The organism is Bradyrhizobium sp. (assembly GCF_019244115.1).
In the GTDB taxonomy this organism is placed as follows: domain Bacteria; phylum Pseudomonadota; class Alphaproteobacteria; order Rhizobiales; family Xanthobacteraceae; genus Bradyrhizobium.
Genome location: NZ_JAFATE010000266.1, coordinates 1 through 9,121, shown reverse-complemented (window position 1 = coordinate 9,121; position 9,121 = coordinate 1). Strand labels below are relative to the sequence as shown.

The window sequence follows — 9,121 nt, the reverse complement described above, 5'->3', positions numbered from 1 at the left end:
GTGCCGAACAGGAACACCGAGACCCGCTTGCGGGCATCGGTGATGGCATGCAGGAAGTGCAGGAACAGCCGCGTATACTCGCTCATCGAGCCGGAAATATCGAGCAGCGCCACGATCGGCGCCGGTTTTTCGATGCGCCCGAGATGATGGATGGCGACGATATCGCCCACGGTGCGGAGCGAGCCGCGCAGCGTGCGGCGCATGTCCAGCCGGAGCCCTCGCGGATCGGGCTTGTAGCGTCGGGTCGTAAGCTCCGCCTGCGGCAGCCGCATCTTCTCGATCGCGCGCGTGACTTGTACGATCTCGGCCGCGCTCATCTGCGCAAAATCCTTCTTCTGCAACACCTCGCGGTCGGACATCGATAGCCGCACGTCCTGCTGCTCGACCTCCTGTGTCTCGGTGCGCGTGCCCTGTGACATCGCCTCCTGGACGCGCCGTGAGGCCGGCGGCGGCTTCTTCTTGGCGTGATCCGGCAGCGGCACGGAATCGAGCAGGTGCTTCCATTCCTCCGCGGCGCGGAAGAACAGGTCAAAGGCCTGCGCAAAGATCAGCGCGTGCTCGCGGCGCCTGACGAACACTGCTTCCAACGTGGTGAAGACGTCGCGGCGGTTGCCGATGTCGACGGCGTCGAGCGCGGTCAGCGCGTCGAGCACGGCGCCGGGCCCGACGGGCAGCCCCGCCGCGCGCAGCGCGCGTGCAAAGCCGATGATGTTGTCGGCGAACTGGCCGGTCGGCGGGTTGAGATGATCGATGGCCGTGGGCATCACTGTATCCCAATGTCATTCGGGGGCGATGCGAAGCATCGAACCCGGAATCCAGAGGTTGCGGCGCGAGATTCTCAGGTGCGCAATTGCGCACCAGAGTTCGCGACTTCGTCGCGCCCCGGATGACGAACCTAACGAAGCGACGAATGACTACGTCTCGCTCGTCGCGTCCTTCAACACCTTGTCCAGCGTCTCGCCCTGCATCCGGCCGATATCGTCCTGATACTTGAGCAGCGCGCCCAGCGTGTCGCCGACCACCTGGGCGGTGAGTGAACGCGCATCGAGTTCGGTGAGCGCAGTCGCCCAGTCGATGGTCTCGGCCACCCCCGGGGACTTGTAGAAATCCTGGTTGCGCAGCGTCTGCACGAACCGGATGATCTGCTGCGAGAGTTTTGCAGGGATTCCCGGCAGCCGGTTGCGGACGATCGCAAGCTCCCGCTCGGCCGTGGGGTAATCGACCCAGTGATAGAGACAGCGCCGTTTCAACGCGTCATGGATCTCGCGCGTGCGGTTCGAGGTGATGATGACGATCGGCGGATGCGGCGCCTTAACGGTGCCGAATTCCGGAATCGTGACCTGGAAGTCCGAGAGGATTTCGAGCAGATAGGCTTCGAACGCCTCGTCGGCGCGGTCGAGCTCGTCGATCAGGAGTACCGGCGCGCCCGCAACGTCGGGTTCCAGCGCCTGCAGCAGCGGACGCTTGATCAGATAGCGGTCGGCAAAGATGTCGCTGGCGAGCTGCTCGCGGTCGGTCTCCCCTGAGGCTTCGGCGAGGCGGATCGCGATCATCTGCGCCGCGCTGTTCCACTCATAGACGGCGGAAGCGACGTCGAGACCCTCGTAACATTGCAGCCGGATCAGCTTGCGACCGAGTGCCGCCGACAGCACCTTTGCAATCTCGGTCTTGCCGACGCCGGCCTCGCCTTCGAGGAACAGCGGCCGGCCCATGCGCAGTGACAGATAGGTCACGGTCGCGAGCGCCCGCTCGGCCAGATAGCCGCGTGAGGACAACAACGCGAGCATGGCATCGACGGAGGATGGCAGTGCCGATGCACTCATGGGCGAAGAGGCCTTACTGGACAGGGTGTGGGCAAATCAGGGCTTTGCGTTGGCCGCTTCGACCGCGCGGCGCGTCAGCACGGAGATCAGATGGGCACGATATTCGGCGCTGCCATGCAGGTCGCTGTTCAACCCCTCCGCCGGGACCGTGATGCCGTCGAGCACCTTGTGCGAAAACCGCTTCTTCAGCGCCTCCTCGAACGCGGTGACGCGGAACACCCCATTGGAGCCGGCCCCGGTCACCGCCACGCGAACATCCGACGGCCGCTTTGCCACGAACACGCCGACCAGCGCATAGCGCGAGGCCTGGTTGCGGAATTTGACATAGGCCGCCTTCTTCGGCAGCGGGAACATCACGCGAGTGATGATCTCGTCACCTTCCAGCGCGGTCGCGAACAGGCCCTGGAAAAACTCCTCAGCCTTCAGCCGCCGCTTGTTGGTGACGATAGTCGCACCCAGCGCGAGGCAGGCGGCCGGATAGTCGGCGGTCGGGTCGTTGTTGGCGAGCGAGCCGCCGATCGTGCCCTTGTGGCGCACGGCCGGATCCCCAATCATCGCGGCTAGCTCGGCCAGCGCAGGAATGGTCTCGCGGACGGTGGCCGACGTCGCCACCTCGGCATGCTTGGCGGTGGCGCCGATCACCAGCGCGCGGCCCTTCATCTCGATCGTATCCAGTCCCTCGATATGGCTGAGATCGACCAGATGGGCCGGGCTCGCCAGCCGCTGCTTCATCACGGGCACCAGCGTGTGGCCACCGGCGATCAGTTTTGAGTCTTCGTTCTTGACCAGGAGATTGGCGGCTTGCCGCACGGTCGCCGGGCGATGATATTTGAATTCGTACATGGGATGATCCGGATCGCGATGATGAGCTGATTAAGCGAGATCGGACTTCGCCATCGCCTTGGCGCCGGCAGCGATCGACTGCACGATGTTCTGGTAACCGGTGCAGCGGCACAGATTGCCTTCCAGCTCCTCGCGAATGGTCTCTTCTGAGAGCTCGTGGCCTTTGCGGTGGACCAGGTCGACTGCCGTCATGATCATGCCGGGCGTGCAGAAGCCGCATTGCAGGCCATGATGCTCGCGAAAAGCCTCCTGCATCGGATGCAGCGGCGCGCCGTCGGCGGCCAGCCCCTCAATGGTGCGCACCTCATGGCCATCGGCCATCACCACCAGCGTGGTGCAGGCCTTGACGGCCCTGCCGTCGAGATGGACGACACAGGCGCCGCACTGCGACGTGTCGCAGCCGACATGGGTGCCCGTCAGCCGCAGATTCTCACGCAAAAACTGCACCAGCAGGGTTCGCGGGTCGACATTCGCGGTTACGGGATTACCGTTCACGATCAGGGAAATCTTGGCCATCAGCACTCTCTTCATCCGCGCCGGCCGCAGGGCGCGGCGGAACGGGCATCAAAATCGGTCGGAATTCATCATATTTCCCCTGCTGGCAATGGGCAACCTCGCCGGGAACATGGGGGTATGGCCAGAAGGAGGCTTCAGCCCTGAACCGCCTTGGCAAAATTTGCAAAAAATTCGTCCGCGAGCTTTTTGGCGGTGCCGTTGATCAGGCGCTGGCCGAGCTGGGCCAGCTTGCCCCCGATCTGGGCCTCGACATTGTAGGACAGCAGGGTCCCGCCATCCTTTTCGGCCAGCGCCACGGTCGCGCCGCCCTTGGCGAAACCGGCGACCCCGCCCTCGCCTTCGCCAGAAATCTTGTAGCCGTTGGGCGGATCGAGATCGCTCAACGTCACCTTGCCCTTGAAGCGGGCGGAGACCGGGCCGACCTTCATCTTGGCGACCGCGCGAAACCCGTGCTCATCGGTCTTTTCAAGCTCCTCGCAACCGGGGATGCAGGCCTTTAGCACCTCCGGATCGTTCAGCTTGGCCCACACCGCCTCGCGCGGCGCTGCAAGCTGCACCTCGCCGTTCATCGTCATGGCCATGGCTGCCTCCCTCGATGCTTTTGCTCAATTTGCCCGATGCTGTGATCACCCAGTAATGCAAGCAAGTGGCAAAAGGAAGTAGGCCGCCGGGTGGCCTACTATCCCTGTCTCGGGGCAATGGGCTTGCGCCGGACCTGGTGGACTGGCAGAGCGAGGCACACAACACGCGGGACGGGAATCACTGCCATGCCGATGATCGATGCCGATGGCTGTCTGCTCAACGTCTCAGTCGAGGGACGCCAGAGCGGCGAGACGGTGATGCTGTCGAACTCGCTCGGCACCACACTGGCGATGTGGGAGCCGCAGATGAAACCGCTGACGCAGGTTTTTCGCGTCATCCGCTACGACCGCCGCGGCCATGGCAAGTCCGGCGTTCCGCCCGGTCCGTATTCGATGGAGCGATTCGGCCGCGACGTGCTCGCCATTCTCGACGACCTCAACATCGACAAGGTGCATTGGTGCGGCCTGTCGATGGGCGGCATGGTCGGGCAATGGCTGGGCGCCAACGCCCCGCAGCGGCTCGGCCGCATCGTCCTCGCCAACACCGCCTGCTACTACCCTGATCCCGCCAACTGGCTCAATCGCATCAAGCTGGTCACCGACGGCGGCATGGCCGCAATTGCCGATGCTGTCATTGCAGCCTGGCTGAGCGCGGATTTCAGGGAGCGCGAGCCGCAGGTCACGGCAAATTTGAAGGCGATGCTGCTGGCGAGCCCGGTTACGGGCTACATCGGCTGCTGCGAGGCCCTCTCGAGGCTCGACCATCGCGAGCTGCTGCCGAAGATCTCACGCCCGACGCTCGTGATCGCGGGGCGCCACGACAACGCGACCCCAATTGCGGCGGGCGAGATGATCCGCAAGGCGATCCCAGGCGCCAGCATGACCATCCTCGATGCCGCACATATTTCCAATGTCGAGCAGTCGCACGCCTTTACCGACGCGGTGATCGGGTTTTTGACTCAGCGCTGACGCGCGTTCCACGCGGTGATGGCCAGGCCGCGAAGCGCGCCCCCCAGGCTGAACCGCTGGGCATGCGGCAGGTCCTGGGCAGCCGGCGCCCTCGCCGGTGCCTCGACGGCCAACAGGATGGCATTGCCGAGCAGCAGCAGGAGCTCAGTGGCATGCAGCCTGAGCGCGGCGGCCTCGCCGGCCTGTGCGGCCATCACCATGCTGGCAAAGCTGATCAGGCTGCCGATGCCGAGCGCGACCGCCAGCGCCTCGTCGCAGCCTCCCGCCTTGCGGATCGCGGGACGGCTGACGAGCACGAGGAACAAGGCGAAGAAGGCAACCATCGTCAGCCTGCCCAGCGCGAGCAGCCAGGCGGCGCGCACGGTGCCGACGGCAGCCAGCTGCACATGCTCGGCGATGAACAGGGCGACGGAGATATTCGGCCGCTCATAGAGGCCGTGGATCGGCGAAGCCATGATCCTGAAGGCAATGATGGTCCAGACCGGAATGAAATAGGCCGCCAGCAGCGCGCCATTGAATGAGCTGATCCGCCAGTCCTTGACCATGTCACTCCCCGTCAGCCGCGGACGATGCACATACCTGCGACGCAGCGGGGAATTAACGCCGCTCGACTGCGAGCGGCAATTTGAACTCTTTATTTACCTTAACTTCGGCGCCGCCGGCACCTCCCTGCCGCGTTTTGCGGCAATGCACCGTGCAAATTGCCTCAAAATGACCCCTGTACAAACCTTTCTGCCGCTTTGGTCGCTGTTGCCGCCACCTTTTGCCACTGTTAGACAATGCGCGAGGGGACAATCAGGGTTGCCAGTGGATGAATTGGGCAGTGGCGCCCTTTGACCCGTATCGTGTGACGCAATCGGGAGCCCATGGCTTATTTCGCACAGCAGCTCATCAATGGCCTCGTGCTCGGCTCGATCTATGGCCTGATCGCCATCGGCTACACGATGGTCTACGGCATCGTCGGCATGATCAATTTCGCCCATGGCGACATCTTCATGATCGGCGGCTTCATCGCCATGATCACCTTCCTCATCCTGCTCTCATTCGGGCTGACCGCCGCCCCCGTGGTGCTCCTGGTCATGCTGCTGGTCGCGATGGCCATCACCGCGCTCTATGGCTGGACCGTGGAGCGGATCGCCTATCGTCCCCTCCGGCATTCCTTCCGCCTCGCGCCGATGCTGTCGGCGATCGGCATGTCCTTCGTGCTCACCAACTATTCGCAGGTGTCGCAAGGCGCCCGCGTCAAGCCGCTGCCGCCGATCGTCACCGGCGGCTACACGCTGGTCGAGCACGAGGGGTTTGTGGTTCAGCTCTCCAACGTGCAGATCCTCGTGGTGCTGACCACCATCGTGCTGCTTGCGATTTTCACCTGGCTGGTATCGCGAACCCGGATCGGCCGTGACATGCGGGCCTGCGAACAGGACCAGACCATGGCGTCGCTGCTCGGCGTCGACGTCGACCGCACCATCTCGATGACTTTCGTAATCGGGGCGGCGCTGGCCTCGGTGGCGGGCATCATGTACCTGCTCTATTACGGCCTGGTCGACTTCTTCATGGGCTTCGTCGCAGGCATCAAGGCGTTCACCGCCGCCGTGCTCGGTGGCATCGGCTCGCTGCCCGGTGCGATGGTGGGCGGCCTTGCGATCGGCCTGATCGAGACCTTCTGGTCGGCCTATTTCTCGGTCGAGTACAAGGACGTCGCCGCATTCTCGATCCTGATCGTGGTTTTGATCTTCATGCCGACCGGCCTGCTCGGCCGCCCCGAAGTCGAAAAAGTCTGATAGGCCGCGCGTGACAACGATCTCCTCCGACCACGTCAAAGCATCGCCGAAATCGGACATCGCATTCATCTTGAAAAAGGCCTTCATCAGCGCGGCCGTCGCGCTGGTGCTGTTTTCGCTCATGATCGGGGTGCGCACCGAAGCGGGTCCCACGGGGCAATTGATCTACTGGACGCGGTTCGACGATCTTGCGGCGATCGTCGCGGCGGTGTTCGGCGGCAGCATCCTCGTCGAGGCGGCGCGGCGATGGCTCGGCCCGATCGGACCGGGAACGCTGGTCCCCGCCTCCGTGCAAGGCGTGGTCGCGCAATCCGGCCGCTTCCTCGCCCCCGCACTGCTCGTCTTCACCCTGCTCGTCCCCGTCATCTTCTACAATCAGCGCTACATTCTCGACCTCGGCATTCTCGTGCTGACCTATGTGATGCTGGGGTGGGGTCTCAATGTCGTGGTCGGCCTCGCCGGCCTGCTCGATCTCGGCTATGTCGCCTTCTACGCCGTCGGCGCCTATTCCTACGCGCTGCTGGCGACCAGCTTCGATCTCTCGTTCTGGGTCTGCCTGCCGCTGGCCGGCCTGCTCGCCGCCTGCTGGGGCGTGATGCTCGGCTTTCCGGTGCTGCGGCTGCGCGGCGACTATCTCGCCATCGTCACGCTGGCGTTCGGCGAGATCATCCGTCTCGTCATCCTGAACTGGCAGAGCCTGACCGGCGGCCCTAACGGCATCTCGAGCATTCCCCGGCCGACCCTGTTCGGCATCCCCCTGACCAATGATGACGACGGCCTCGCCGCGCTGCTCGGCATCGAGTATTCGCCGACGCACCGCATCGTCTTCCTGTTCTACGTGATCTTGGGCCTGGCGCTGCTCACGAACTGGGTGACGATCCGCCTGCGCCGGCTGCCGATCGGGCGCGCCTGGGAGGCGCTGCGCGAGGACGAGATCGCCTGCCGCGCGCTCGGCATCAACACCACCACCACCAAGCTGACGGCATTTGCGACGGGCGCCATGTTCGGCGGTTTTGCCGGCGCCTTCTTCGCCACCCGCCAGGGCTTCATCAGTCCCGAATCCTTCACCTTCCAGGAATCGGCGCTGGTGCTCGCGATCGTCGTGCTCGGCGGCATGGGCTCGCAGCTCGGGGTGGCGATTGCGGCGCTCTGCATGATCGGCGGCTTCGAGCTGTTTCGCGGCCTCGACCAGTACCGCATGCTGGTGCTGGGCATGGCAATGGTGCTGCTGATGATCTGGCGCCCGCGCGGAATCATCGGCCACCGCGCGCCGACGGTCTATCTGAAGAAGGCCGAAGCGATCTCCTCCGATCTCGTCAAGGAAGGGCACGGATGAGCGATCATCTCATTCTGTCCGTCGATCATCTGACCATGCGTTTCGGCGGCATCGTTGCCGTCAACGACCTGTCCTTCGCGGCCGCGCGCGGCCAGATCACCGCGCTGATCGGGCCCAACGGCGCCGGCAAGACCACCGTGTTCAACTGCATCACCGGCTTCTACAAGCCGACCAGCGGCGCCATCCGCCTCAAGCAGCGGGGCGCATCCGACATCGCGCTGGAACAGCTGAACGATTTCCGGATCGCCAAGCTCGCCAAGGTCGCGCGCACCTTCCAGAACATCCGCCTGTTCCCCGGGATGACCGTGCTGGAAAACCTGATGGTGGCGCAGCACAATGCGCTGATGCGCGCTTCCGGGCTCACCTTTCTCGGCCTGATCGGCGCGCCGTCCTGGCGCGCTGCGGAGAAACGGGCGATCGACCTCGCCATTTTCTGGCTGAAGCGGATCAACCTGTTCGACCGTGCCGACGACGCGGCCGGCAACCTGCCCTACGGCGACCAGCGCCGGCTCGAGATCGCGCGCGCGATGTGCACCGAGCCCGCGCTGCTGTGCCTCGACGAGCCGGCCGCCGGCCTCAATGCGCGCGAGAGCGCGGCCCTGAGCGAACTCCTGCTATCGATCCGTGCCGACCAGGGGACGTCGATCCTGCTGATCGAACACGACATGAGCGTGGTGATGGAAATCTCCGACCACGTCGTGGTGATGGATTACGGCGTCAAGATCGCGGAAGGCTCACCGCAACGGGTTCGCGACGATCCGAAGGTGATCGCGGCCTATCTCGGCGCGGACGAAAAGGAAGCGATCTCGGTGATGGAGAGCGGCGAATGACCACGCCGCTGCTCGCGATCAAGAACCTGCGCGCCGCCTATGGCAAGATCGAAGCGCTGAAGGGCGTTGACCTCGCCATCGACAGCGGCGAGATCGTCGCGCTGATCGGCGCCAATGGCGCCGGCAAATCGACGCTGATGATGACGATCTTCGGCCGGCCGCGCGCCAGCGCCGGCCAGATTCTGTACGACGGCAACGACATCACCGCCGTGCCGACGCACCAGATCGCGCGGCTCAAGATCGCGCAGTCGCCCGAAGGCCGCCGGATCTTTCCGCGCATGAGCGTGGCGGAAAATCTGCAGATGGGGGCCGACGCCACCGAAACCCCGGAGGCCGAGCGCGAAGGCAGCCTGGAGCGCGTCTTCACCCTGTTTCCGCGGCTCAAGGAACGCATGGCACAGCGTGGCGGCACGCTTTCCGGCGGCGAGCAGCAGATGCTGGC

The 9,121-nt window shown here is 64.4% G+C and carries 11 protein-coding genes; 5 read left to right on the top strand and 6 right to left on the bottom strand.

What is annotated here, in order from left to right; translation table 11 throughout:
- The 5 genes from JOZ76_RS12055 to JOZ76_RS12035 form a co-directional block, all read right to left on the bottom strand.
- The coding region (locus tag JOZ76_RS12055; protein WP_291698850.1) for a vWA domain-containing protein at window positions 1-764 on the bottom strand (764 nt) is incomplete at its 3' end.
- 150 nt (window positions 765-914) lie between these two features.
- On the bottom strand, window positions 915-1,823 hold the full coding sequence (locus JOZ76_RS12050) for an AAA family ATPase (RefSeq protein ID WP_291698849.1): 909 nt from the start codon (window positions 1,821-1,823) through the stop codon (window positions 915-917).
- 36 nt (window positions 1,824-1,859) lie between these two features.
- Window positions 1,860-2,666: an FAD binding domain-containing protein gene (locus JOZ76_RS12045; protein WP_291698848.1), complete on the bottom strand. Its 807-nt coding sequence runs from the start codon at window positions 2,664-2,666 to the stop codon at window positions 1,860-1,862.
- Between the two features lie 30 nt (window positions 2,667-2,696).
- Window positions 2,697-3,182: a (2Fe-2S)-binding protein gene (locus tag JOZ76_RS12040; RefSeq protein ID WP_291698847.1), complete on the bottom strand. Its 486-nt coding sequence runs from the start codon at window positions 3,180-3,182 to the stop codon at window positions 2,697-2,699.
- Window positions 3,183-3,316: 134 nt separating this feature from the next.
- On the bottom strand, window positions 3,317-3,763 hold the full coding sequence (locus tag JOZ76_RS12035) for an SRPBCC family protein (RefSeq protein WP_291698846.1): 447 nt from the start codon (window positions 3,761-3,763) through the stop codon (window positions 3,317-3,319).
- A 186-nt stretch (window positions 3,764-3,949) separates the two neighbouring features.
- On the opposite strand from JOZ76_RS12035, the gene pcaD reads away from it, so the two are divergent.
- Window positions 3,950-4,732, top strand: coding sequence for a 3-oxoadipate enol-lactonase (gene pcaD, locus JOZ76_RS12030; RefSeq protein WP_291698845.1), 783 nt, complete (start codon window positions 3,950-3,952; stop codon window positions 4,730-4,732).
- Here the strand turns inward: pcaD and JOZ76_RS12025 are convergent.
- Complete coding sequence (locus JOZ76_RS12025) at window positions 4,723-5,277, bottom strand: hypothetical protein (protein ID WP_291698844.1); 555 nt, start codon at window positions 5,275-5,277, stop codon at window positions 4,723-4,725. The genes pcaD and JOZ76_RS12025 overlap by 10 nt on opposite strands.
- A 321-nt stretch (window positions 5,278-5,598) precedes the next feature.
- Between JOZ76_RS12025 and JOZ76_RS12020 the strand changes: the two genes are divergently transcribed.
- The 4 genes from JOZ76_RS12020 to JOZ76_RS12005 form a co-directional block, all read left to right on the top strand.
- The gene (locus JOZ76_RS12020; protein WP_291698843.1) at window positions 5,599-6,513 is read left to right on the top strand and encodes an ABC transporter permease subunit; all 915 of its coding nucleotides are present in this window, start codon (window positions 5,599-5,601) and stop codon (window positions 6,511-6,513) included.
- 19 nt (window positions 6,514-6,532) lie between these two features.
- Window positions 6,533-7,849, top strand: a complete 1,317-nt coding sequence (livM, locus tag JOZ76_RS12015) for a high-affinity branched-chain amino acid ABC transporter permease LivM (RefSeq protein ID WP_441300021.1) — start codon at window positions 6,533-6,535, stop codon at window positions 7,847-7,849.
- Entirely contained in the window at window positions 7,846-8,679 is an 834-nt protein-coding gene (locus JOZ76_RS12010; protein WP_291698841.1) for an ABC transporter ATP-binding protein, read from the top strand. Before livM ends, JOZ76_RS12010 begins: the two co-directional genes overlap by 4 nt.
- A partial coding sequence (locus tag JOZ76_RS12005) for an ABC transporter ATP-binding protein (RefSeq protein ID WP_291698840.1) occupies window positions 8,676-9,121 on the top strand: 446 nt, incomplete at its 3' end. The genes JOZ76_RS12010 and JOZ76_RS12005, both read left to right, overlap by 4 nt.

Coding starts and splice junctions, on each gene's coding strand:
- JOZ76_RS12050 (WP_291698849.1), bottom strand. CDS start 1,823: ATGAGTGCATCGGCACTGCCATCCTCCGTCGATGCCATGCTCGCGTTG.
- JOZ76_RS12045 (WP_291698848.1), bottom strand. CDS start 2,666: ATGTACGAATTCAAATATCATCGCCCGGCGACCGTGCGGCAAGCCGCC.
- JOZ76_RS12040 (WP_291698847.1), bottom strand. CDS start 3,182: ATGGCCAAGATTTCCCTGATCGTGAACGGTAATCCCGTAACCGCGAAT.
- JOZ76_RS12035 (WP_291698846.1), bottom strand. CDS start 3,763: ATGGCCATGACGATGAACGGCGAGGTGCAGCTTGCAGCGCCGCGCGAG.
- pcaD (WP_291698845.1), top strand. CDS start 3,950: ATGCCGATGATCGATGCCGATGGCTGTCTGCTCAACGTCTCAGTCGAG.
- JOZ76_RS12025 (WP_291698844.1), bottom strand. CDS start 5,277: ATGGTCAAGGACTGGCGGATCAGCTCATTCAATGGCGCGCTGCTGGCG.
- JOZ76_RS12020 (WP_291698843.1), top strand. CDS start 5,599: ATGGCTTATTTCGCACAGCAGCTCATCAATGGCCTCGTGCTCGGCTCG.
- JOZ76_RS12010 (WP_291698841.1), top strand. CDS start 7,846: ATGAGCGATCATCTCATTCTGTCCGTCGATCATCTGACCATGCGTTTC.